We start from the raw sequence: 23,437 nt of genomic DNA, 5'->3' as shown, positions 1-23,437 counted from the left end.
AGTAAAAATAGGGGTTGAGAGACCAACAAAAGTATATTTACCTGGCTGGATGGGAAATCAGACAGACTCCACACATAAATTTTAGGATTAGATCTGCTAGATGTTATTTTAGCAATGAAAAGGCGTTGATTGTGAATAACAGCGATAACTTGAGCTGCTCTTGCTAAAGCTGCTTAGGTTAGCAGGCAGAAGATCAGGAAGCCTCCGCAGTAGTAATTGACTGAACCCAAGGATATTTTGGTTGTGCTTAACCGGATTTAGCAAAAAGCAATTAGTATTTTCAATCTTCAATCAATACAACTCTCATTTTTTCGGCAAATTTTAGCGCGCGGTTGTCAATTCCATGCTCAAAAGTCCAATTTAAAATTTCAAAAATAACACCCGCGGCAATTTGGGTCGCCAAATCTACATCGACCTCTAGGGATAGTTCATGCTGTGTAAAGTATGCTCTTAGATAGCTTTCAATAACTCGTTTAAATTCATTTTGCAAATTATACTGCGGTACGTTGATCTGAAATAAAACAAGAATAGATTCTTTGTGTGCGATTAATTCAGCATAGAACTGTTCAATTGACATCTTCCAGTTCAATGTCATCAAAGACTTAAGCCGTTTTTTAACAATCAGTTCGAAGTCTTCAACCTGTTTATTGAATACTTTTTCTAGTAAATCAAACTTATCTAAATAGTGTAAATAAAAAGTTGATCTGCTGGTGAATGCCACTTTGCAAATGTCTCCGATTGTAATTTTAGCAAAGTCCTTTGTCTTTAATAATTTAATGAAGGCTTGCTCAAGATTGCGTTTTGTTTTAAATTTTCTAAGATCTTCTACCAAAACAATTCTCCTTTTTATATCCAATAATGGTCAATCTAGGTCCAAATGTCCTTTTATGGACACTTTTAAAAATGATGACTGTTGCTGCCGTGTTATTTGCCAGTTAAACTGCAGATATCACAAGAATGGAGGAACAAAAATGTTTTTTGAATATCTTAAAGGGCAGCAACAGATGAACTTACAAATTAATAGGCAATTAAATGGTCTTCATGATAATCCTAAAGTCAAACAGGATTTAAAGGTCGTTATTCCACAAATTCAAGATGAAGAAAGCTGGTTTTCAGCATGGCAGACGGTAGGTGAAAAACGAGAGCGTCAAGCAGATTTTGCACTTGCCTGTGCTTACTTCGCGCTGGCACAATTTTATTTAAATAAGCATGATTCTAGGAAAAAAGTGACTGTCCATCGTTATTTAAACAATTTTTACCGCAGTCATCCAGGGCTTAATTATGTTGAATACAAAGTTCCATATGAGAATTCCTATCTTCCGGCTCTGAAGGTTGTCGTTAATCCGGGTGCACATAAAACGCTGTTAATTATTAATGGCTTTGATAGTTTTATGGAAGAAATTTTAGCAGTGACTGACTTTTTTAAAGGCACCGACTATAATTTGATTTTGTTTGATGGTCCCGGTCAGGGAAGAGCCTTAATTGATAATGGAATTCTCTTTACACCGTATATGGAAAAAGCTGTGACGCAACTTTTAGACTATTTTGAACTTCAAGAAGTGGATGCCCTCGGTGTGTCTTGGGGCGGCTATTTTGTTATTAGGGCAGCTGCATACGAAAAAAGAATTAAACAGGTAATCTGCTTTGACTTCTTCTATGATGGTCTGAATGTCTTTTTGAATGGTTTACCTAGCGAAACAAAAGAACGCTTAAGAAGTGCTTTAGAACAAGGAAATGAAACTAGCGTGGAAAAACTCCTCAAGCCCTTTATCCAAACGAACGCGGATTTGAAATTTAAGCTTAATAAAGGATTTGAAAACACCGGTACAAAAACTCTCTGTTCTTTATTAAAACAGATTGCCTTGCATAATGTTAGTGGGTTGGGCAAAAAAGTGACTGCAGATGTGCTACTTTTAGCTGGAAGTAAAGATCAGTATGTTCCATTTCAGGATTTAGCATTGGAACAAGCAGAGTTAAGATCCGCCAGATCATTAACAACCAAAATTTTTACAGAAAAAACCGGCGGAGAACAACACTGCCAAGCTGGAAGATATGACCTTGCTTTGAATGCCGTACGTATTTTTTTAAATCAACCAGCCTTGCCTGGTCATGAGACTTCAATTTGAAGTGTGTGCTGTTCGAATGTTTTTCAAAAGATCCCAGTTAAAACTATATATTTGTTTAAAAGCATGCTAAACTTTCCTGCATAAGGATGATGCTATCCGAGAAATTTAACATGGGAACTAAAACCTTTTTCAATTTTAATTTATTCGATGGTATAGATTCGATCGAACATGGTTTTTATGTTAATGATGAAGAAATCGAATTAATGTTGGAACCCAATACTTATTTAACACCAACTTTACTAGCAGATACCTTTGAGAACCTCAGTGTTGCGTATCAACAAGGAGCCAAGTTCACCTGTGGAACAGATGCAGGTAGTCCTTTTAATGGTTATGATAAAACGTGTATGAATTTGAATTGTTGACTAAATTAGGGATGACCCCGTTTACCTACCGATGCTCAACAGTCAATGCTGCTAAACTATGTCAGATTGATGCTGAATATGGCACTTTAACAGCAGGAAAGGTTGCTGACTTCATTGTTCTAGATTCAGACCTTTTAGAATTGTTAGGGGAACTAAGAATGCAAATTATTTTAAAAGAACTTCAGCAAGACGAACTGACTGACTTTTGGGAATTAGCGTTCAGTAATCCGCATGCAGAATGGACCAAATGGAATGGTCCGTATTTTCATGATAAGCTGCCCTCAAAAGACACTTTTATTGATAGCAGCCAGAAGAACGTGTATCTGAATAATCCGTTGCGCAAAGTGATTTGGAACAATAATCAAATGGTGGGGATGGTTTTTGCGTATTATGCAGACGAACCCTTAGAAAAGTGGCTGGAGGTCGGAATAAGTATTTATCAACAAGCAAACTGGCAGCAGGGAATCGGGCGGCAAGCTCTAACCCAGTGGATCACTGAGCTATTTAAGCAAAGTACGCTGCCACATCTTGGATTGACAACGTGGTCAGGCAATTACCGGATGATTGCCCTTGCTGAAAGTCTAAACCTAAAGAAAGAAGCAGAAATCCGCCAAGTCCGCCAAGTCCGCTATTGGCAAGGAAAATATTGGGATTCTATCAAGTACGGGATTCTGCGGACTGAATGGACTAATAAAAATAAAACAAGTTTGTAATTAGCGTAAATTATATTTATGAGCTAATGATACGTAAATTGAGAGGAGTTTGACTAATTTGGAAACTACAGGCTTGCTTAATCATTTCGAAATCAATGTTAGTAATCTTGCTGCCTCGCGGAAATTTTGGGATTGGTTGCTACTCAAGCACTTGGGATATCAACACTACCAAGTATGGGAGCAGGGGATCAGCTACATCAAAAAGCCGTACAGTTACTTAGTTTTTGTACAAACTGATGTCCAAAAATTAAGCGCTGGTTACCGTAGAACTCATGTTGGACTAAATCACTTGGCATTTTCTGTTGCAGACAAGCAACTAATTACTCGAATTAAAAAAGAACTAGGGCCACTTAATTATAATGAACTTTATGCTGCTCGGTATCCCTATGCGGGCGGAAAAAAGCATTATGCGCTTTACTTTGAAGATCCGGACAGAATCAAAGTAGAAATCGTTGCAATCGGAGAGTAGCTGTTATTAGTGGAATTACAGCAAAGGCAAGAATCATTGGAATAGGGATAAGTATAGTTAAAGCTCAGCTTTGAAGAGAATGCAAGCTTACTCTTTAAAGTTGAGCTTTTTTATAATCCCTAATTACTTTGGTGGATATGCCAAATAATGTTGAATAAGTAACCTAATACTGTCAATTTCCACTCAGCAAGTTTGTCTTAATTTGACAACAGGTATACTTTTGTTCACTTGTTTGTCACTCTAGTTAGTTCTATGATCCCAACTAGAGAGAAATCCCTTAAGATTGGACAAAAAACTAATTAATCAAGGAGCGCTAACATTGAAATCAACTAGAGCAGCAAATTCACAAATTGCGATATTCATAATCATCGGGCTATTTTTTGGAGTTTTTGTTATCGGGGCTGATTCTTTTATTATTTCACCACTTTTACCAACGATTGCCCACGAGTTTAAAGCGTCCGTAGCAGAGACCTCCGCGAGTGTTACCATCTATGCACTTTGTTACGCACTGGGAGCTCCATTCTTTGGCCCTTTAGGCGATTGTGTAAATAAGCGTTTGCTTTTAATGACAGGAATCCTGATTTTTTTAACCGGAACACTTTTATGTGCGTTAGCGAATAAGTTGGCGTTGTTTTACATGTATCGTGCACTCGCAGGGATTGGAGCGTCAATTTTTTTACCAAATGTTTGGGCTTTTATCGGTGACTTTTTTTCGGGGAAACAATTGAATCAGGCTGTCGGAATTGTCATGTCTGCCTTATCCCTGTCAATCGCAATCGGGGTACCGTTAGGAACGACCCTTTCACAACTGAGCGATTGGCATATGGCCTTTTGGGGCTCTGCATTCCTGACACTGGTTTGCATGCTGGTTTTATTTTTTACTATTCCTAAAAATTTATCTGTAATACAGCATCCCAAAAATATTGGTTATTTTAATAGTTTCAGTACGGTCTTAAGTACGCCGAATGCAGTTCCTGCATTGCTAATTACCCTATTTTGGATGTTTGGCTTTTATAGTGTTTATACTTTTTTGGGAACATTTATTGTTGACACTTTTAAGTTTAATACTGCCACGACAGGTTACATCTTTATTGCTTACGGTCTATCCAATTTCTGTGCTAGTTTTTTTGGGGGAAAAGTCATGAATTATCTTGGTAAAAAAAGGAGTGTTCTCACAAATGGTGGGGTTTCCTTACTCGTTATGCTAGTAATTGCTTTTTGGGGAAATAACTTAGGAATTTTGCTGCTGGCTTTAATCCTGTTAGCTCTGACTCAAGGCTTTGGAGTAACTGCACTGCAAGCCTATTGTCAACGTGGTGCCTTCAAATCGAGCAACTGTCATGTCAATTAACAGTTCTTTTCTATATCTAGGCCTAACGTTAGGTTCGCTGCTTGGCGGCTTGTTATTAAAGTTCACTGGTTTCAAATCAATTACTATTTTGGCAGCTTTTGGTTTTTTACTGGCACTTCTAATTACATTGAAGTTGAGCCAACAACCGAACAGAAAACCTTAGCTGTAGTTCAAAAACCTGGCATCACGACTGTCTGAACCATGAAAACGCAAGGGATAGTCAGCATTAGCAATCTAAGTTATTGTTGCCTGCAATTTTACCAGCATTTTCTTTGAGATAATGGCTGCCCCAGGAATTCAATGCAGTCACCAGTGGCGCTAAGCTCTGACCCCATGCTGTCAAAGAGTATTCTGTGTGAAAAGTTGCTGTGACCTGACGCTCGATGATTTGATCCTCTTGCAGTTCAGACAATTGCAGTGCCAGCATTCGCGTAGAACACTTCGGAATTTCTTTGTGTAACTCACTAAAGTGTAATGAAGCAGACATCAGCCTACAAATGATAATTGACTTCCATTTTCCGGATAAAATACCAAGTGTCGTATCTAATGGGCAATATTCAAAGTGTTTTTGACTACTTTCGATCGCATTTATTGTACGCATTTTTTTCTCCTTACTACAGTAATATTAACAACTCAATGATACTTCAAAGATAGGCCAAAACAACTTTAATTGCCTGTCGTACTTAAACATTTTTGCAATGATGCTACATATTTAGCAGATTATCAACTCAAAATTTGCTAATTGCAGTCTTTGCCCCTTGACCATCATGCAACGTAACGGTTTAAACTTCAAAATGGAGAAAGGGATGATAAAGATGCCCTTAAAAATTTTAACTGCTCAAAGATATGCAGACTTAAGTACTTTACCAAAAATTAAACGCCGTTCGTATTTTTCAAAACATGGCTTAGCACCTTTTGCAGAAAAATTTAAAAAGCAACATTTTACCATAAATGACAGCTGGGCGACTATTTTATAGTATCTGTAAAAGTTGATGCAGCGTTACTTTGAAGAGCGATGTTGACGTAAACATTGATTTGATATCCCTGTAATAAAAAAAACTCTGAATTAGAGTTTTTTTTGCATAGTTATATCAGTTGTAGTGAAGCCATTTTTTTCGTAGACATGGATAGCTCTTTTGTTACTTCCAAAGACATGTAAGGCTATTGAACTAAAACCTTTTAATTTGGCTTCCTGAGTTGTCAATTGTAGAGCTTTGGAACCAAAACCCTTGTTTTGAAAATTGTCGTAAATTTTAAAATCATAGATGAATGCCATTAAAGGGTTATCTCGGTAGCTGGCAAACCAAATATATCCAACAGTATCAGCTTGAAACGTAATTGAGTAAAAGAAAGTATTGGCGGTCTTTATCCCTGCTGGGAGTAATTCTTTGAAGCTGGCATTGGCATTTTTAAATGCATTTTCATTGGTCCATGTGCCGGCATCTATTTTGTTTTTTGCGTATTCTTTAATAGCGGTTGATAGATAATGCTGAAATTCAATTTCTGTCATGGGTAATAGATGCATTATGATTATTTCTCCCCGTTTTTAATGTATGAAGTTAGTATAGCACCAAAATTATAGAAAGAAGAGTACGTAAATGAAATACCACGCCAGAAGTCCACATTTAGCATCTGTGCTTGGTTTTGCGGCTGATTTGTAGTTTAAAAAGGAGAAATAACGGCTTTATAATTGGTAATTAGCATTCTACCAAAACGCATGCTTTCAAGCATAGTAAAGATTTGATACAGTTGCATGACTAATAATCGCACAGCAAGCTTTAATCAATTTGTCGGGATAGTAAAGGGCTTGCTGATGCATCAAACCATTAGTGGACTTTTAGTACATATTGCAGTGAAAGGTGCGGTTGCTATTTATGCGCTAAACGCTGTCCCATTACAACCATTCCCCAGTGGATCCAGCCGAGATTAACAACAAAAAGAACAGCTATAATTAAAATAATAAGAACCCATTGCCAGGCGAGCGAAGCTGAATTAACTGAATTTACTAATAAAAATATTCAAGTTCCTTTGCAAGAATATAAATTTATAATTTTCTTAGGGAAAAAGACAAGCTCTATATTACATTTGAGTGCAGGCTACCTTGGAGATGGAGGGATTCCAGGATTTTTATCAATGACATTCGTCGCCGTAGAAGAATTGAAAAAAAGTAGGTCATCTATTTGCCCACGAGGGCAACCAAGGTGTTGCAACCAATTTTTAAAGACGTGCTCAATCTCGAATGGATGACAGCAATTATGCCATACATTTATGGTGATCAACTAGCCACAATGCTTGGCCATCCTCCTAAGTGACTCCCGTATGCCGTCGAATATTCCTTAGGTTATCAGCTAATCAAATTTTATTTAGCACAGACTGGCGTCGGGATTGAAGCGGCCACGATTTTACCGGCTGAAAAATTATGAAGGAAGTGCACAATTTTTGGAACTAATGAAGTGCCTTATAAAATTTGGATGTGTAAATCAAGTTTTGGAGGTGCTTTTTTATCGACTACAACCCATTAACTTGTTTTAAAAGACAACGCTAGGTCTTTTAAAATATTAGAGTTAAGTGCAGCTTTTGAGATTTGATGACTAGACATTTATTCCTTTATTAATCTTTAAATTAGCAATTAAAGCATTGATTAACATAAATAGATGATGTATCATTTAAATTGTTAAAATATATGCAGACATTGTTAAGAAAGGAACTTTTTATGCTAAAAAAGAACTTTAGAAACATCCGGGTTAGCAGTTTTTGCTTGAAAAGAACAGGTGAGAGGTCACAATTATGACGAAGAAAGGGGAGCAAAATATATTAGAATATCAGAAACATCTTTAAAGACAATTTAAAAAGCTCATAAAATTTATCCATGCATAATGGAGGAGAGATGTTGAAAAAGAGAGATTACAGGTGCAAACATTGTAATTGTAGCATATAACCCATTAGGAAGAGTTTTTCAAACAATTTTAGCTTGGAAGAATCTAAAAGAGATGTTTGTTAATCTCTACCTAGGTTCCAAGCTGAGAATTTTGCGGCTAATCAGGAAGTATTTAAAATTATTGATAAGCCGGTAAAAAGTTGGCAAAAGCTTCATCAATTTAGTGGTAAATCCATGTTAATTCTTCTTTCGATCTTTTTTTGACTTTCCGTGCCGTTGATTTGAAATTTCAAAGCAGATATGAGGGTTTTAACATCAATAACATTGGCTAATGATGCAATATTATACTCATTAAATAGATCTTCTTTTTCTTTGATATCGGGGATTAACTTGCGTCCCTTAGCAGTTAAGTGCAGCACTGATTTTCGATTATCGTCAAGCGCTTGACTTTTATAAATAAAACCATTTTCAACTAAACGCTGGACTAAACGGCTAGGGCTCTTGCTTTCACAAATTAGCAACCCACCTAACTCCTTTAAGGACAAGGGTTCTTTCTTAGATAAAACTTGTAAGACTTCACTTTGATTAGGTGTAATGCCAAGCGGGGCTAACAACTCAGAATATTTTTTCTGACCCTCTTTTTGGACAGCATTAATAAGGTACCGTAATAAATCAGCATCATTCATGTTATTCATCCTAGCTAGAAGTATTTTTATCTATAATAGCACATTAAAACAAACTTTGGTCCAATAAAAAAAGAAAAGAGGAATCAGACAATCATGAACAATCTCAGACAATTAGGACAGACTAACCTATATTTATCACCACTTGGATTAGGAACTTGGCAATATAGTACAAAGGACAGCAAGCGAAGTTCAATGTGGGGCAACGCCGAGACAGAAACTGTTTATGAAATTATTAAATATTCTTTACAACATGGAATGAATTGGATAGACACAGCTGAAATATATGGCAATGGTACTTCTGAAAGATTTATTGGCGAGGCTACACAACGCTTGCAAGCAGAAAATCTACTCTCAGCTAAGCCGTTGATTGCGAGTAAATGGTTCCCGTTAGCGCGTTCTGCAGCATCAATTGCAAAAACAATTGATGACCGCCTAAAATATTTGAAAGTCCCGACTATCGATCTTTATCAGATTCATCAACCAACCTCTAGATCATCGTTGAGAAAACAAATTGAAGCACTGGTTTCGCTTGCAGATCAGCATAAAATAAACCAAATTGGTGTTAGCAATTTTTCTGCCAAACAAATGGTTAAAGCTCATCGCCTGTTGCAAGAATATGGAATGACGCTTGCTTCAAATCAAGTTAAGTACAATTTATTACATCGTAATCCCGAAACAAATGGTACGCTCGAAGCAGCTAAAGAACTGGGTATAACATTAATTGCTTACTCTCCATTACAACAAGGCTTGTTAACTGGCAGATTTCATGAACATCCCGAAACTTTAGCGCACATCAGTCGATTCAGAAAATTACAATCAAATTTAACTACTAAAACATTGCAAAGAACAGCACCTCTTTATCAAGCATTAAAAATGATGGCGGTCAGTTATGACGTGACAATTTCGCAGATTTCTTTAAATTGGCTTATCAATTCTCAAGGAGATACCGTTTTAGCAATTCCTGGAGCATCTAAAATACAACAAGCACAAGAAAATGTTGCCACACTAGATTTTGAATTGTCAATTAGTGATATTGCCAAACTAAATAAAATCTCTGCAGCTCTATAATTTCAGCTCAATTAGACTTGATTTAGCAACACTAATCAAATACTCTTATTAAGTGAAAATTTTAATGTTTGCTTTGAATTTAAACATGCTGATAAGCTGTTCATTGTGTTCCAAAAAAACTTACCATCTATCTAGATCAAATATCTAATAATTAAAATATGGAGTTTTAGTATCACCCCACAGCGGACTAGGGAGTTCTCAAAGCCAATTGACTTGAATGTTTTGACACGTGCGCGGGCTTCTGTGACCACTTTTGAGACAATTTGCATACAATTAAATAACTAAGGGATTGACTCAACTATGAAAGAAAGTACCGCTAAAATAAAGTCGGGATTTTAGTACTTGCTACGTAAATCCAGCCTTAAAATCCAAAAATCATTAAAAGTAGTAGCTTTGGCGTAATGATGGCAGAGTTCAAATGTTCGAATTATTTCATTCTTTGCCTTATCTAAAATGCTAAAACGCACAAGAAATTGTTTTCGTACTCCTAATGGGAGTGTGACATAAGTCGGGAAAATTTGAGTGCTAACTCGAAATTACGAACATAGCGAGTATTTTGCTATGAGTAATTCGAAGTTAGATGGAGAATTTTGACTTATGGAACACGTTTATACGGAATAAAAGAGGGGCTGTGACAAAATTTAACTTTTGTCACAGCCCCATTATTGTAATAGAAATCAGCACCATCACAATTATCTGAATTAAATAAGAGGACAGCTTTTTTATCACTATAAACTTTTAGCAGATCAATCATATCAGCTAAAATGGTTCTTTTCAAAGATAACTTTTCATTTTCAAAAGTAGGGCAGTTCTCAAAAATAGTTTGCTGCATACTACTGTCCTTCGATCTGGTTGAATGCTTTCAGAAAATACGTTCGTTTAATGAACATATGTTCTGCAATGGCTGATTTAGCAAAAAGATTCTATCTTGTCAAACAATGCTAATCTTTCATCATTGCCAATCACGGTGAGTGGAAGCAATCAGTATTTTGTTTTTCAAATGCACAAACTATTTTTTACAACATTGCTATCAAATTTTTCATCTTGTATTCTGTTTCTGTTCCAGGTGCTGGCGCATTGATAAACAGCTTAAGATTCATATTAGCTGCCACAAAAAAACTGGTATGTTCAAATATTAACTTTCCAGCGGTTGGATGGTTGAAGGTTTTATAATATTCCCTTTCCTTTGCAACATTATGCATTGACCACCATTCAGCAAATTCTGGGCTTGCAGCTTGCAATTGCCGCACAAATTTCGTTACCCAAGGATCTTCAATATACTTGCTGCATTCTGCTCGAAAACGAGCAATTAACCCTTGTGCTTGTACTTCCCAATTAGTAAATCTTTTTTTGTATTGAGAATTTGTAAACATTAACCAAACACAATTTAGATCTTCTGTTGCGAGCGTATCAAAATCGAATAATGCCACCCTGGCTGCGGTATTCCAAGCAACTAAATTCCAGCGAGTATCAAGAATAATTGCCGGAGAGAACGTAAGGCTTGCCAGTATACGTTGTAGCATTGGCGCAAGAGCCTGCTGTTGTGGGGGAATATCCAGTGGGGAAGGTTGATTTGCGAGGATGTACAGATGACGAATTTCTGCTTTATCCAACATCAATACACGCGAAAGGCTTTCCAGTACTTGTGCTGAAACCTGAATCTCCCTGCCTTGTTCAAGCCACGTATACCAGGTAATTCCAATTCCCGCAAGAGCAGCAACTTCTTCACGTCGTAAACCAGGTGTTCTCCGGCGGATACCCACAGGTAAACCAACTTGACTAGGAGAAATTTTGGCTCTGCGCGTTTTTAAAAAATCCCCAAGTTCCTTATAGCGTGCTAATGATTCTTTCATTTTCAATAATCTCCTTTTAACAATGTAACAGCGGTCATCTATGTTTAGACAGGTAGTATTTATACTATTATAAATACCTATCTAGTAATAGTATCTCTCTCAGAATATACTGAATCCTGTTCTTCTGAAAAGAATAATTAGGAAACGGGGCAGCAATCAATGAATTCGAATAACAAAAAGATTTTTACTGAACCTACTTTGTTAAACCAACATTTAGTGCCAATTATGTCAGTTGCGGGTGCGTTCACGGTAGCAAATATATACTACGCCCAACCTCTGTTAGCACGAATTGCACAATATTATCATGTAGCAGAAGGTTCTGCAGGACTACTGGCAACTTTAACCCAAATCGGTTACGCTTTGGGTCTACTACTGATTTTACCACTAGCAGATCTCATCGAAAAACGAAGACTAATTTTAACGATGCTGATGGGTGCAACTGTATTTTTATTATTGTTATTTTTCGCTCCTAATATTTCGATTGCAATCCTTGCTTCTTTTGGAATTGGATTTTGTTCTGTAGTTCCCCAGCTTTTAATTCCCTTTGCTGTTCAACTAACCAATTCTAGCGAAAGAGGACGGGTTATTGGAAGCATCATTGGAGGATTATTGCTTGGAATTTTACTTTCGCGTGTAGTCAGTGGTTTAGTTGGAAAATATTTAATCTGGAAAGATATGTATTTGATTGCGGCCTGCATGATGTGCTTACTTTGGATAAGCTTACGCATAGCACTTCCAAAAAATTATGGAAAATCGAGTATAAAATATAGTGAGTCATTAAAATCAATGTTCAGCTTAATTAGGCAATTTTCTGTCTTAAGAGAAGCTTCAATTGTCGGATCTATGGGTTTTTTAGCATTCAGTACATTTTGGACGGCACTTGTGTTTTTGCTGCAGGGATCCCCCTACAATATGGGCGCCGACGTAGCTGGACTTTTTGGTCTAGTTGGAATTGTAGGTGCACTTTTTTCTAAGGTAGCAGGTAAACTTTCAGACAAGAAAGGGGCACGATTTACAGTCGGCATCAACATTCTTGTTATTATAGTAGCTTATCTCGTTTTTGTCCTTTGGGGATTTCACTTATGGGGACTCATCTTAGGCGTTATTTTGTTAGATTTAGGGGTTCAATCAAGTAATGTTAGTAATCAAGCTCGTATTCATCAGTTAAGCGATAAAGCTCGTAATCGGATAACTTCTATTTACATGGTATCGTATTTTTTAGGTGGTGCTTTAGGTTCGTGGTTAGGTGCGTTCAGTTTTCAACATTTCGGCTGGGGCGGCGTGTGTGTGGTTGGACTATTCAGTCAGTTTATAGCAGTATGTGCTCACTTAAGCGGTCATCAGCATAAGCAGGCATAAGCGGAAGAAAAATTGTAATGGCCACGGAAAGCATGTTAAATTTGGAAGATGTAAAAAAAGAGAGTGTGACATAAGTCGAGAAAATTTGAATGCTAACTCGAAATTACGAACATAGCGAGTACTTTGCTATGAGTAATTCGAAGTTAGACGGAGAATTTTGACTTATGGAACACGTTTATCCGGAATAAAAGAGGGGCTGTGACAAAGTTTAACTTTTGTCACAGCTCCTTTATTAGTCTTAGTTATCTAGCTAACGGAATTAATTTTCAGTTATTCGCTGAAAATTTTGTTTTCCAAATTCCAAAAAAATATTCCCAAAAATTAACTAGTGGTCCCACTAATAACACAGCTAAAAGAGTCCCACTACCAATCGCAGTAATATGACTACTGAATATTAAGCTCAAACAAATTGAAATAATAATCATTGTTAAGTCAAAACCAAGTTTCGCGCTTCCAAACGTTGCACTTAACTTTGTGCAAATCACATTAACGACACCATCTGGTGGATTCAGAATAAAATTAGCTTTAATCATCATAAAGACTCCAACTGAAGTAAAAACAATTGCTAATAAGGTTACTAGAATTTGTTCCCACCAAACGGGTAAAACAACACTCGTTAAACCAATTCTTAAACCATAAAAATCAACAATCCAGCCAAATACAATTGCCACAAGTAATTGAAAAACGATTTGCCATTCAATTTTGTGCAATAAAAAAAGCTCAATTAGAACAAAAACTATAAAAATTAGTGTAGTTGCTTGACCTAAAGTAATTGGTAAAAAAAGTGACAGAACTTGGGGGACGGATACTAAGGCACTGACCCCTAATTTACCACAAGTAAATAACACCGTACCTAAAGCCAAAATATTCAAACCAGCAATGTATAATAACAGCCGTAAGAAATTAAAATGTTTCTTACTATGCAAATTGATCTTCCTTTCTTTTTCGCAAAACGCTACAATATGAGTAAAATCAGTCATGAAACTCAACGACTGTTCGATGAACTTATCATATAGCTTAGAGTGCACTATAACGCAAGGAGGTTTTTATGAATTATTCAATCACTGAAACTAGTCGTTTAACTGGCCTCAGTAAGTACACATTACGTTATTACGAGAAAGAAGAGCTGATTCCCCAAATCAAACGAGACTCAAAGGGATATCGAATTTACACTCAACAAGATCTTGAATGGTTAACTTTTTTATTAAATATCAGACAAACAGGTATGCCCATTAGTAAAATTAAGAAATTTTCTCAAATGAGGTTCAACACTAAAACGATTCTTACAAGACGGCAAATGTTAGTTGAGCATCAACAAAACATTCTAGAGCAAACACGAAAACTTCAAAAATCAATGGCGGCAATTGACGCTAAGATAGCCAGATACGATCGCTATCTTAAAGCCTCAGATGAACTGAAGGAATAAGAAGTATTAATAAAAAAAATACCTAGGGACTAAAATATTCTTTTACAAGCCACTCTAAGTGCCCTCAATTTACATTGAAAGGTGTGGCTGTTACTTATGCGCTAAACGCTGTCCCATTACAGCCATTCCCCAGTGGATCCAGCCGAGATTAACAACAAAAAGAACAGCTACAATTAGAATAATAAGAACCCATTGCCAAGCAGGAGAATGCGTTAACTTGATCAAAGCAGTTAAATATGCAATTGTGGGGAGCAATTCAAGCAGTGCGGTTGCGACTCCAGGGACATAGCCACGTTTGACGATTGAAAACACTAAATGCAGCATTAAATGAGCCAAATATGGAATAGTCGCGGCGACAATTAACAAAGGATAATTAAACCAAGCGGCCGTTGCAGATAACAACAGGTAAATACAAAATTCCTCCCAAATTCCAAGCGCCAAGATATCTGCACGCTTAATGCCACCAAATAGCATTCGACCGTGAATATTTGGGCTATGTTTTTCAAGCCAACTAGGAACTAAAGTTAATTCTTCAAAATCATGGAACATAAACAATAATGGTAACAACCAATACGAAGACCAAATCAGCATTGTTCAATAACCTCCCTTTACCTTAAGTATATTGTTATTTTTCAAGATAATAAACAGGGCAGGGATAAGTGCTACATAAAGAAGATAATGTGCCACGTGACACCATTACGCAGACAGTTAGACGTATGTTCTCGAAAAATCAGCCCACAGACCAAATAGTACTAGGTAAAAAATGTGACAGTCACTCAGATTCGGACACATTAATGATAAATTGCACCGTGTGATCGCATGCTACGATTCATCATTAACCTCGAAAATCTGATGGCTGTCACATTTACTTTTCGATACATTTAGTTTTTATTAAAGACTTCCTTTGCCACAGCAATCGCATTTAAAACTCTTGGAAAACCAACATAAGGTAAACAGTGAATGAAAGTTTCAACTATTTCTGCACGTGTTAAGCCAACATTTAAGGCTCCTTGAATGTGAATTCTAAGTTGCTTTGCGGTATCTCCTTGTGTCAATAATGTAGTAATTGTAATCATTTCCCTTTGCTTCAAGTCTAAGACGCCTCGTCTTTGTGCTTCATCAAATGCTAATAGCGTTTTTTGATCCAAGACAGGGGCAATGTCAGCTAAACTTGCTGATACCAATTGACTTGCTTTTTTTCCGATGACTGCTTCGCGAATTTTTAAACCATTTTCGTATTTATTCAAACTAATTCCTCCTTTGATATGATAAAGTTACTATAAACTATCAAGTAAACTTTATAGCAAGTCACATGACTATTTTTTTAAAGAAGGTGCCTAGGCTGACTAAAACATACAAAATATCAACGATCTCTAAGCTGACTGGTTTTTCAATCCCAACTTTACGCTATTACGAAAAGTTGGGACTCCTGAACCCCAAGCGTGATGCAAACAACTATCGGTGCTTTACAGCTAACGATTTACGCTGGATTAAATTTATTAAACGTGCCAAGGCCACTGGAATGCCGCTTGCAAAAATTATTAAATATTCGCAGTTGCGCGCACAGGGAACTGGTACAATTCAGGAAAGAATCGCGATTTTGGAACAGCAGGAACAAATCTTATATACTGAGCAGGCCAAAATTCAAGAACACATTGAATTTTTACAAAATAAAAAGCAATTTTATGCTAAACTAAAGGCCAAAATCAAAAAGAACCGTTAAAAAACGCTATAATGACAATTTAAAAGGTAAAAGAATCAAGGGAGGAACCAGTTCAATGTTAGCAGATGTTCTATTAGTGATCGATCTCCAAAATGGTGTTTGTAAGGAACCGATTCAGCTGGACAACTTACCCAGCTATCTAAAAAAGATCAATCAAAGCATCGCTTTATATCACCAGGCTCATAAACCAGTCATCTTTATCCAGCATAATGATGCGGAATTAATCAATGGAACTTGGTCTTGGAAGCTTGTAAGTGAATTAAATAATCAAAGTAACGATTTTTATATTCAAAAAACCCACGCTAATTCTTTTTATGGCACTAACTTGAAAATAACTTTGGACAAATTACATGTTAAAAGTCTAGAAATCTGTGGGGCACAAACCGAGTATTGTGTAGATACAACGGTTAAAATGGCACATGGGTTGGGCTATAAAATTCAAATGGTGCCCAAAAGTACAGCCACTTTTGCCAATGCCTATTTAAGCGCAGCGAAGACCGTTGCATTTTACGAAGGCATCTGGGATCAAAGATTCTTGCAATTCGTTGAACGTTAACAACAGTTTGCATAGGGGAGTTTCAACTTAAGTGTTTCCTGAAAATAGCTAATAAGCAATTTTTCAAAATTAACTTTATTTTTTTAAATGTGCTTTAAAAAAAGCGTAGGAAATGCTTAATAATAAAATTACAGCTCCTGAAATAGCTATTCCAGCAACTTTCCAGCTTTGATATATGTAAGTTCCCATCCAAGAACCAACGGATCCACCGAAATAATAACTTACCATATACAAAGAGTTTAAACGACTATGAAATCTTGGTGCTAAGTGATATATTCTTCCTTGGTTTAATGTCATGTTCATTCTGGAACCAACATCTAACAAAAAAATCACCAGCATCAAGCCGATTAAATTACTCCAAACAATCTTTAAAAGAAGAAATGCAAAAAGCATCACACTAAGAGCAACTAAGTTCCAATTTCTAGCGTGCGGCTGATCGGCTAATTTACCTGAAAAACCAGCTGCAAATGCTCCAGCTATTCCAATCAAGCCGAAAGTTCCAATCAAGCCGCTTGCAAAATGATAGGGTGCACTGCTCAAAATAAAGGTTAGCGGAACCCAAATAATGTTAAAAGTAGCAAATGCTACCGCTCCAAATAACATAGTTTCTCTAATCACAGGTTCCTGTTGGAGCAGCTGCGGTAATGACTGTAAAATTTTCAGATAAGACTGCTGTTTTTCTGTTCGATCATTTGGAAGTATAACAGCTAGTAAAGTAGCACATATTATTAGAACTGAAGCAATAATCCAATGAATCATTTCCCAACTAAACAATTGTCCTAACCAGCCTCCCAGCACTCTACCAAGCAAAACACCTATAAAGACACCAAATAGAAGCTGACCTGTAACTTGACCACGCTTTAGTTTAGCAGAATTGGACGCTACAAAGGGAATTAATAGCTGCGCTGCAACCGTACTGAAGCCTAGTAAAAAACCGCAAATTTTTAAAATCAAAAAAGAACTGGTCAATGTCATCAGTAGTAGCCAAAGAGCAGATAAAAACAGGCTGGCAAGCACAAGCTGCTTTCGCTTAAATCTATCACCCAGTGGTACTAGTAATAACAAACCCAAAGTATATCCAATTTGCATTGTAGTTATTAAAGCACCACCTTGGCTAGGCGAAGCATTAAATTGTGCAATAATTTTTACTAAAAGCACCTGATCATAATATAAATTTGCGACTGCCAAAGCACAGACAATTGTTAAAAAATGCAAAATTTTATTTGCAGGGAACTCACTCTCTATCATTCTACATGCCCTCATTTCTTTTAAAATCAAGATGTTATTTACTATAAACTGCAGGTAAACAACAAAATAGTGTCGCTTTATCCTAGGTTAGAGAGTCCTAGTCTAAAAACGTTGAATTGGAGGCAAAAATGAGTATCGACAACTACAAAGAGCTTGGAATCTTTCTCAAAAAGAAGCGTGCTTCATTAAACATCCAAAACTTTAATATAATTTCCAATCGCAAAAGGCGTGTCAGAGGTCTTAGACGCGAAGAAGTTGCAGAATTGGCGCATATTAGCACTGATTGGTATACAAAACTTGAGCAAGGACGTACAGTCAGTCCTTCTGTCAGCGTGCTACTTTCTCTCAGCAATGTTTTGGAATTAAATAAGGGTGAGAGGGAGTATTTGTTTGCGTTAGCAGGACACTCGCTTCCAGTCACTTCCAATCAAAAACAGCAAATCACACCACAACTGCAAAATTTCCTAAATTCACAAAATCCTAATCCCGCCTATATCACTGACAAATATTGGAATTTCATTGGTTGGAATACAGCTACATTGGCAGTCTTTGGGAACTATGTATCAATGAACACACGTGCAAAAAATTCAATCTGGAGAATGTTTACAGATCCATTTATGCAAAAGTTGCTGGATGATTGGGAAGGACATGCTAAATTAAGAGTGAGTCAGCTAAGAGTTGTCTATAGTCGGACAGGAACAGATCCATTTTTGTCTGAACTTGTGACACAACTTTGTCAAAAAAGCCGGGATTTTAATGCATTGTGGCACGATTTAGACATTATTGGTACACCTGAAGGAGACAAACTGTTGCACCATCCGCAAGTTGGTGACTTAAGACTTTCACATTTGTCTTTTTCAACTACTGAGCTCCCTAACGCAATCATCACAGTCAATGTGGCTAATGATGCTGAAACTAGTGAAAAACTCAAACAGCTGATTTTAAAGCAATAAATACCAGCTTTTAGTGGGAAAGTTTGACAAAAAAACACATTTATCCGTTAAAAACTACAAGGGGACTGTGACAAAAGTTAACTTTTGTCACAGCCCCTCTTTTATTCCGGATAAACGTGTTCCATAAGTCAAAATTCTCCGTCTAACCTCGAATTACTCATAGCAAAGTACACGCTATGTTCGTAATTTCGAGTTAGTACTCAAATTTTCCCGACTTATGTCACACTCTCTCTTTTATTCCGGATAAACGTGTTCCATAAGTCAAAATCTCCGTCTAACTTCGAATTACTCAATAGCAAAGTACTCACGATGTTCGTAATTTCGAGTTAGCACTCAAATTTTCCCGACTTTGTACTGCCTTAAAAAAGTTGGACATGTTTTTTACTCAGCGCTTAATTAGCCACAAATTTACTCATTGGTACTACTTGGTTAACAAATAGTTCATGAAATCTGGTATCTAAAGTTAATTCCGGGTGAAATGCGGTTACCAAAATATTCTTTTGTCTAGCCGCGACAATGCGATTTGCAGCTAAAGTTGCCAAAATTTTTACATCTGCACCAACCTTTTTGAGATAAGGCGCTCGAATAAAGACACCTGGAAAAGGGTCTGTGAAACCTGCAACTTCAATTGCGGACTCGAAGCTTTCGCGCTGACGTCCAAAACCGTTGCGGATTACTTCTCCGTCAAAGCTGTTGAAAGTTTCAGGTTGTGTTAGTAAAACCAATCCTGCACAGGTTCCAAAAACTGGAAAATTATGCTGCACTAAATTCTTTAATGGTGCCAGCAACCGTTCACGCACCAATAATTTATGCATGGTGGTGCTTTCTCCACCTGGAAGCACGATGCCTTTAATCCCTTGCAAATCAGCCGGTTCCTTAATCAGTTTAGTTTGAACATTGCAGCGTTTAAGTAGCGCAACGTGTTCGCTGACTGCACCTTGTAGTGCTAATACTCCGATTACCATCTTTTTGCCTCCTAGATTCCGCGATTAGCCATTTTTTGTTCAGCAGAAAGCGTGGAAATTTCAATTCCTCTCATTGGTGAACCTAGATTTTTAGAAAGCTCTGCAATTAAAGCATAGTCGGTAGGATGGGCCGTTGCAGTCACAATGGCTTTAGCAAACTTGGCTGGATTTTCAGAATGAAAAATTCCTGAACCAACGAAGATTCCTTCTGCCCCAAGGTTCATCATTAATGCGGCGTCAGCAGGAGTTGCTACTCCACCTGCGGCAAAATTAATGACTGGCAGCTTGCCGTTGTCGTGAACTTCCTTGACTAGTTCGTACGGAGCTTGTAAATTACGTGCAAGCATTACTAACTGATTGTGTGTAGCAGCTTGAACTTGAGTAATCTGTTCATTGACCTTTTCCATATGCCGCACAGCTTCAACAATATTACCTGTGCCGGGTTCTCCTTTAGTTCTGAGCATCGCTGCGCCCTCATCAATACGGTGTAAAGCCTCGCCTAAATCACGGCAACCACAGACAAATGGAACCTGAAATTCATTTTTATTAATATGGTACGTGTCATCAGCAGGAGTCAAGACTTCACTTTCATCGATATAGTCAACCCCAATTGCTTCTAAAATACGAGCTTCCGCCAGATGTCCGATGCGGGCTTTGGCCATTACTGGCACAGTCACGGCTTTCATAATTGCTTCAACCATAGCTGGATCAGACATCCGGGCAACGCCACCAGCGGCGCGAATATCCGAGGGGACACGTTCGAGTGCCATGACAGCGACTGCTCCTGCTTCCTCGGCAATTCTTGCTTGTTCAACGTTGACAACGTCCATAATTACGCCGCCTTTTTGCATTTGCGCCATTCCGCGTTTAACGAGAGTTGTACCTGTCTTTACCATGTGTTTCTCCTCCAATTTTAATTGAAAATTTATTCTAGCTTATGGTATTGTGAGCATAACTTAAACCACCAATTGGAATATATTTATACCAACCAATTAATTTTGAGGAGGATTACTAATGCAGTGGAAATTACCTGAGGGATCGCAAGCTGTTTATCTAAAACTAATTAAACTGATTACTAAGGGGATTGAAAAAGGGGAGCTGCTGCCAGGAGACCGGCTGCCGGTTGAACGTGATTTAGCAAAAGCTCTAGATATTAACCGTTCTACGATCCAACGTGCATTCAGCGAATTAGTCAGTCGTGGAATTCTTGTCCGCAAGTTAGGCAGCGGTACGTGGATTAATTCTGGAAAGTGGGGGGTATTAACTCAAGGTGTCAATTGGCAAAGATATATGACTACCAGCCGCCTAGGCGATCCGGAGAATTTTACGGTGCGGTTGCGCCAACTACAACGGCAACCAGGCATAATCAACTTATCCTATTCAAGTATCAGCATTCCTAACTTAGCACTGACTTTCCCTTCCATGACAGTCAATGATTTAATTGTGCAGGAAAATACGGATGCTGTGAGTGGGACACTTGCATTAAAGCAGCAGTTGATTACTCAGCTGACACCATTCTTGAAACAACAGCTTGCAGCGGCACAAATTTTGGTCACATCAGGTGCACAACAGGCTTTTTATCTGATTACTCAAGGTTTATTGTCTTATGGAGATGCAATTGCGGTGGAATCACCGTCATATTTTTATCAGTTATCACTTTTTCAAGCCGCTGGAATTCGCGTATTTGGAGTGCCACTCAAAGAAAGCGGCGGCATGGAATTAGATGTGCTGCAGCAGCTTTACTATAAACATCATCTGCGGTTTTTATTTGTCAACCCGACCGGTCAAAACCCAACTACACGCAGTATGCCGTTAGCTGCACGAAAAAAATTAGTTGAATGCTGCCGGCAACTAAATTTGCCAATTGTGGAAGATGATCCCTTAGGACTTAGTAATGCAGTCACCCAACAACCGGTGACCACCTTAAAAGAGCTAGATCCCAGTAATGTACTTTATGTTGGTTCACTTTCATCGCTGACCGGACCAGGAACACGCATCGGTTGGTTAATTGCACCGCCAGCAATCGTGGCGCGTTTGGCGGAAATTCGGCAGCAGATGGAAGCTGGAATTAGTGTGCTCTCGCAGTTAGCCGCAACACAACTTTTGCAACCAGTGCAACTCTCACAGTTAGTTCAAGCACAATTGCGCAACCTTGAGGAACAAAAGAAACATCTGCTCAGAGCTTTGGCACCGCTTGTTGCGCAAAAGCTAATTTCGTATAAATTACCTACAGCGGGCAGTAATATTTGGGTTCATTTAAATGTCCGCCAAAAGCTCCCGAGCTCTGCTTACAATCTATTCTTAGCGCATAAACTCCTTGTATTGCCTGATTTCTTATTCGGAGTGCAATCTAATCATGTGCGTCTCAGTTTCACTCATATAACAGCTGCTAACGAGCTCGAAATAAAACAGCGCTTCAGGGCGGTTATGGCTGAATTGTCCTAGCATAAAAAGCCAGCAAAATGTCTTATTTAACTTTAAAGTTATCATTTTCGATGAAGCCTTTAATACAAGCAATCGCGTAAAACTAATTGAATTTTTAAGTCAGCAATGTTTGCCGACTGTTTAGAGAGTGTGACATAAAGTCGGTAAAATTTGAGTACTAACAAGAAATTACGAACATCACAAGTAATTCGCGGTTAGACGGAAAATTTTGACTTATGGAACACGTTTATCCGTAATAAGTAGAGGAGCTAGGTTAAAATTTCACTTTTGACTCAGCCCCTTTTGTGTGGCAACAATTGCCAGAATAAAGAAGCGTAATTTTATAAGTGCGGCAGTCAATGCAGATTTTAATAATCTTATTCATAAGAAAAAGTAAAACTCTTTAGAATAATTTATAACAAAAAGTAAATATATTCATCTTTTAGAAACACTTTATTCACGGATTACACGTATCCTGAAGTTAACAAATAATTGAGGAAGGTGAAAATGATGCTAATTAACTCACAACTTTATTTACCTATTTTAACGCTTACTCCATTTAAATTGGGATCTTTTCTCCTGCTGGGCGTCTTTCTTCATTGGACAAACACCTCATTTCCTAAAATAAACACCCGCAATATCTTGAAAAGTTTATTTTACTTTTACTTGACCTGTCTTGCTCAATTGACTATCAGCATTAACATTTATACGCCTTGGACTTACCTGCGCATGTTGCGAGCCGCTCATGGATTCGGTTATTTTAATAGTATTGAATGGCATCCCTTAGAGATGTACAAGACAATCTATACTGCAGCTTCACAATACACTATTGTAGGCAACCTAGTGATGTTGATTCCATTGACACTTTTCGTTGCACTCCTCTGGGAAAATAAAGCAACTTTTAAAAACATGTTAACTATTTCATTTTTAACCTCATTAACTATCGAAACTTCACAATTATTGCTGTCCGCTGGTTATTTTGAACGTCGCCTTTTTGATATCAATGATTTGCTCCAAAACACACTTGGGGGGTTACTCGGATTTGCTGTTTTCGTTATTGTACGCAAACTGGTCCCAAATCTTGCGCTGCATAGTAGGGCAAGTTCTAGGACCTAGGTGTGAGAAAAGCAAATTTATGGTAAAAAAGCTCGTAGGCAATCAAATTGTTGCGAGCTTTTTATTGGCATTCTTCAATTTAAGAGGCTGGTCTTGGCTTAGTTTTGCACAGTAAGTAATAGTGTATCTAAGCGTATTATCAAATGGTAAGCTTTTTTGCT

Annotated in this window: 27 protein-coding genes and 1 pseudogene; 16 read left to right on the top strand and 12 right to left on the bottom strand. The window is 37.6% G+C overall.

Features of this window, described 5'->3' with window-relative positions; translation table 11 throughout:
- Nucleotides 1–280 precede the first annotated feature (280 nt).
- Nucleotides 281–832: a TetR/AcrR family transcriptional regulator gene (locus AB3Y88_RS00370; RefSeq protein WP_054756100.1), complete on the bottom strand. Its 552-nt coding sequence runs from the start codon at nt 830–832 to the stop codon at nt 281–283.
- 139 nt (nt 833–971) lie between these two features.
- On the opposite strand from AB3Y88_RS00370, the gene AB3Y88_RS00365 reads away from it, so the two are divergent.
- The 7 genes and pseudogenes from AB3Y88_RS00365 to AB3Y88_RS00335 all read left to right on the top strand — a co-directional run bounded on the left by AB3Y88_RS00365 (nt 972) and on the right by AB3Y88_RS00335 (nt 5,184).
- The gene (locus AB3Y88_RS00365) at nt 972–2,126 is read left to right on the top strand and encodes an alpha/beta hydrolase (protein WP_228888037.1); all 1,155 of its coding nucleotides are present in this window, start codon (nt 972–974) and stop codon (nt 2,124–2,126) included.
- A gap of 110 nt (nt 2,127–2,236) precedes the next feature.
- Nucleotides 2,237–2,488, top strand: coding sequence for a hypothetical protein (locus AB3Y88_RS00360; RefSeq protein ID WP_367293346.1), 252 nt, complete (start codon nt 2,237–2,239; stop codon nt 2,486–2,488).
- A gap of 11 nt (nt 2,489–2,499) precedes the next feature.
- Nucleotides 2,500–2,562: pseudogene (locus tag AB3Y88_RS00355) on the top strand (hypothetical protein); the annotation flags it as partial.
- Nucleotides 2,563–2,646: 84 nt separating this feature from the next.
- On the top strand, nt 2,647–3,201 hold the full coding sequence (locus tag AB3Y88_RS00350) for a GNAT family N-acetyltransferase (protein WP_228888075.1): 555 nt from the start codon (nt 2,647–2,649) through the stop codon (nt 3,199–3,201).
- Nucleotides 3,202–3,259: 58 nt separating this feature from the next.
- Nucleotides 3,260–3,670: a hypothetical protein gene (locus tag AB3Y88_RS00345; protein ID WP_228888036.1), complete on the top strand. Its 411-nt coding sequence runs from the start codon at nt 3,260–3,262 to the stop codon at nt 3,668–3,670.
- A 319-nt stretch (nt 3,671–3,989) separates the two neighbouring features.
- Nucleotides 3,990–5,021 carry an MFS transporter gene (locus tag AB3Y88_RS00340; protein ID WP_228888035.1) on the top strand — a complete coding sequence of 344 codons (1,032 nt, stop codon included), beginning with the start codon at nt 3,990–3,992 and terminating at the stop codon, nt 5,019–5,021.
- The gene (locus AB3Y88_RS00335; protein ID WP_228888034.1) at nt 5,011–5,184 is read left to right on the top strand and encodes a hypothetical protein; all 174 of its coding nucleotides are present in this window, start codon (nt 5,011–5,013) and stop codon (nt 5,182–5,184) included. The genes AB3Y88_RS00340 and AB3Y88_RS00335 overlap by 11 nt, the downstream gene beginning before the upstream one ends.
- 63 nt (nt 5,185–5,247) lie before the next feature.
- On the opposite strand, the gene AB3Y88_RS00330 is transcribed toward AB3Y88_RS00335, so the two are convergent.
- Nucleotides 5,248–5,622 (bottom strand): helix-turn-helix domain-containing protein, encoded by a 375-nt coding sequence (locus AB3Y88_RS00330; protein WP_228888033.1) that lies wholly within the window; start codon nt 5,620–5,622, stop codon nt 5,248–5,250.
- A gap of 157 nt (nt 5,623–5,779) precedes the next feature.
- On the opposite strand from AB3Y88_RS00330, the gene AB3Y88_RS00325 reads away from it, so the two are divergent.
- Nucleotides 5,780–5,998: a hypothetical protein gene (locus tag AB3Y88_RS00325; protein ID WP_228888032.1), complete on the top strand. Its 219-nt coding sequence runs from the start codon at nt 5,780–5,782 to the stop codon at nt 5,996–5,998.
- An 89-nt stretch (nt 5,999–6,087) separates the two neighbouring features.
- Here AB3Y88_RS00325 and AB3Y88_RS00320 read toward each other — a convergent pair whose 3' ends face one another.
- Both AB3Y88_RS00320 and AB3Y88_RS00315 read right to left on the bottom strand, forming a co-directional pair.
- A complete protein-coding gene (locus tag AB3Y88_RS00320; RefSeq protein WP_056960815.1) occupies nt 6,088–6,549 on the bottom strand; it encodes a GNAT family N-acetyltransferase in 462 nt (153 codons plus the stop codon).
- Nucleotides 6,550–8,114: 1,565 nt separating this feature from the next.
- Nucleotides 8,115–8,585, bottom strand: coding sequence for a MarR family winged helix-turn-helix transcriptional regulator (locus tag AB3Y88_RS00315; RefSeq protein WP_228888031.1), 471 nt, complete (start codon nt 8,583–8,585; stop codon nt 8,115–8,117).
- A gap of 93 nt (nt 8,586–8,678) precedes the next feature.
- Here AB3Y88_RS00315 and AB3Y88_RS00310 point away from each other — a divergent pair, with 93 nt between their 5' ends.
- Nucleotides 8,679–9,653 carry an aldo/keto reductase gene (locus AB3Y88_RS00310; protein WP_228888030.1) on the top strand — a complete coding sequence of 325 codons (975 nt, stop codon included), beginning with the start codon at nt 8,679–8,681 and terminating at the stop codon, nt 9,651–9,653.
- Between the two features lie 595 nt (nt 9,654–10,248).
- On the opposite strand, the gene AB3Y88_RS00305 is transcribed toward AB3Y88_RS00310, so the two are convergent.
- Both AB3Y88_RS00305 and AB3Y88_RS00300 read right to left on the bottom strand, forming a co-directional pair.
- Nucleotides 10,249–10,485 carry a hypothetical protein gene (locus AB3Y88_RS00305; RefSeq protein ID WP_228888029.1) on the bottom strand — a complete coding sequence of 79 codons (237 nt, stop codon included), beginning with the start codon at nt 10,483–10,485 and terminating at the stop codon, nt 10,249–10,251.
- A gap of 184 nt (nt 10,486–10,669) precedes the next feature.
- On the bottom strand, nt 10,670–11,506 hold the full coding sequence (locus tag AB3Y88_RS00300; RefSeq protein ID WP_228888028.1) for a helix-turn-helix transcriptional regulator: 837 nt from the start codon (nt 11,504–11,506) through the stop codon (nt 10,670–10,672).
- A 159-nt stretch (nt 11,507–11,665) separates the two neighbouring features.
- Here AB3Y88_RS00300 and AB3Y88_RS00295 point away from each other — a divergent pair, with 159 nt between their 5' ends.
- The gene (locus AB3Y88_RS00295) at nt 11,666–12,865 is read left to right on the top strand and encodes an MFS transporter (protein WP_228888027.1); all 1,200 of its coding nucleotides are present in this window, start codon (nt 11,666–11,668) and stop codon (nt 12,863–12,865) included.
- A 266-nt stretch (nt 12,866–13,131) separates the two neighbouring features.
- Here AB3Y88_RS00295 and AB3Y88_RS00290 read toward each other — a convergent pair whose 3' ends face one another.
- On the bottom strand, nt 13,132–13,791 hold the full coding sequence (locus AB3Y88_RS00290) for a YitT family protein (protein WP_056960817.1): 660 nt from the start codon (nt 13,789–13,791) through the stop codon (nt 13,132–13,134).
- Nucleotides 13,792–13,913: 122 nt separating this feature from the next.
- Between AB3Y88_RS00290 and AB3Y88_RS00285 the strand changes: the two genes are divergently transcribed.
- A complete protein-coding gene (locus AB3Y88_RS00285) occupies nt 13,914–14,291 on the top strand; it encodes a MerR family transcriptional regulator (protein WP_056960818.1) in 378 nt (125 codons plus the stop codon).
- Between the two features lie 90 nt (nt 14,292–14,381).
- Here AB3Y88_RS00285 and AB3Y88_RS00280 read toward each other — a convergent pair whose 3' ends face one another.
- Nucleotides 14,382–14,882 carry an HXXEE domain-containing protein gene (locus AB3Y88_RS00280; protein ID WP_056960819.1) on the bottom strand — a complete coding sequence of 167 codons (501 nt, stop codon included), beginning with the start codon at nt 14,880–14,882 and terminating at the stop codon, nt 14,382–14,384.
- Between the two features lie 290 nt (nt 14,883–15,172).
- Nucleotides 15,173–15,538 (bottom strand): carboxymuconolactone decarboxylase family protein, encoded by a 366-nt coding sequence (locus tag AB3Y88_RS00275; RefSeq protein ID WP_054756082.1) that lies wholly within the window; start codon nt 15,536–15,538, stop codon nt 15,173–15,175.
- A 95-nt stretch (nt 15,539–15,633) separates the two neighbouring features.
- Between AB3Y88_RS00275 and AB3Y88_RS00270 the strand changes: the two genes are divergently transcribed.
- Together AB3Y88_RS00270 and AB3Y88_RS00265 are read left to right on the top strand one after the other, a co-directional pair.
- Nucleotides 15,634–16,014, top strand: a complete 381-nt coding sequence (locus tag AB3Y88_RS00270; RefSeq protein ID WP_228888074.1) for a MerR family transcriptional regulator — start codon at nt 15,634–15,636, stop codon at nt 16,012–16,014.
- Between the two features lie 55 nt (nt 16,015–16,069).
- A complete protein-coding gene (locus tag AB3Y88_RS00265) occupies nt 16,070–16,570 on the top strand; it encodes a cysteine hydrolase family protein (protein ID WP_228888026.1) in 501 nt (166 codons plus the stop codon).
- A gap of 75 nt (nt 16,571–16,645) precedes the next feature.
- On the opposite strand, the gene AB3Y88_RS00260 is transcribed toward AB3Y88_RS00265, so the two are convergent.
- The gene (locus AB3Y88_RS00260) at nt 16,646–17,818 is read right to left on the bottom strand and encodes an MFS transporter (protein ID WP_228888025.1); all 1,173 of its coding nucleotides are present in this window, start codon (nt 17,816–17,818) and stop codon (nt 16,646–16,648) included.
- Between the two features lie 128 nt (nt 17,819–17,946).
- Between AB3Y88_RS00260 and AB3Y88_RS00255 the strand changes: the two genes are divergently transcribed.
- Complete coding sequence (locus AB3Y88_RS00255) at nt 17,947–18,771, top strand: helix-turn-helix transcriptional regulator (protein WP_228888024.1); 825 nt, start codon at nt 17,947–17,949, stop codon at nt 18,769–18,771.
- Between the two features lie 392 nt (nt 18,772–19,163).
- Here the strand turns inward: AB3Y88_RS00255 and pdxT are convergent, their stop codons facing one another.
- Both pdxT and pdxS read right to left on the bottom strand, forming a co-directional pair.
- On the bottom strand, nt 19,164–19,736 hold the full coding sequence (pdxT, locus tag AB3Y88_RS00250) for a pyridoxal 5'-phosphate synthase glutaminase subunit PdxT (RefSeq protein WP_228888023.1): 573 nt from the start codon (nt 19,734–19,736) through the stop codon (nt 19,164–19,166).
- A gap of 11 nt (nt 19,737–19,747) precedes the next feature.
- Nucleotides 19,748–20,632: a pyridoxal 5'-phosphate synthase lyase subunit PdxS gene (gene pdxS, locus AB3Y88_RS00245; protein ID WP_228888022.1), complete on the bottom strand. Its 885-nt coding sequence runs from the start codon at nt 20,630–20,632 to the stop codon at nt 19,748–19,750.
- A gap of 118 nt (nt 20,633–20,750) precedes the next feature.
- On the opposite strand from pdxS, the gene AB3Y88_RS00240 reads away from it, so the two are divergent.
- Nucleotides 20,751–22,181, top strand: a complete 1,431-nt coding sequence (locus AB3Y88_RS00240; RefSeq protein WP_228888021.1) for a PLP-dependent aminotransferase family protein — start codon at nt 20,751–20,753, stop codon at nt 22,179–22,181.
- A 486-nt stretch (nt 22,182–22,667) separates the two neighbouring features.
- Entirely contained in the window at nt 22,668–23,276 is a 609-nt protein-coding gene (locus AB3Y88_RS00235) for a VanZ family protein (protein WP_228888020.1), read from the top strand.
- The last annotated feature ends 161 nt before the right edge of the window (nt 23,277–23,437 follow it).

The organism is Liquorilactobacillus satsumensis, assembly GCF_964065465.1.
GTDB classification, from domain to species: Bacteria; Bacillota; Bacilli; order Lactobacillales; family Lactobacillaceae; genus Liquorilactobacillus; species Liquorilactobacillus satsumensis.
Note: the sequence above shows the minus strand (reverse complement) of the source record. Positions and strands in the feature narration are given on the sequence as shown.